Origin of the sequence: Schumannella sp. 10F1B-5-1, assembly GCF_006517535.1 — a bacterium.
GTDB lineage: Bacteria > Actinomycetota > Actinomycetes > Actinomycetales > Microbacteriaceae > Schumannella.
Map to the genome: position 1 here is coordinate 1 of NZ_VHQH01000167.1, position 231 is coordinate 231.

A 231-nucleotide genomic window follows, 5' to 3' on the forward strand; every position below is an offset into this window, starting at 1 on the left:
GATGTCGAGGAAGGTCGTGGGCTCGTCGAGCAGCAGGATGTCGGTCTGCTGGGCGAGCGCCATCGCGATCCACACCCGTTGGCGCTGCCCGCCCGAGAGCTCGTCGACGCTCCGCTCGGCGAGGTCGGCGATCTCGGTCGCCTCGAGCGCGGCGGCCACCGCCGCGTAGTCGTGCTCGTTCCAGCGGGCCAGCAGTCGCTGGTGCGGATGCCGGCCGCGCCCGACGAGGTC

Annotated in this window: 1 protein-coding gene; it reads right to left on the bottom strand. The window is 72.7% G+C overall.

The window, feature by feature from the left end:
• On the bottom strand, window positions 1-231 hold a 231-nt coding region (locus tag FJ658_RS15320), incomplete at both ends, for an ABC transporter ATP-binding protein (RefSeq protein WP_141146228.1).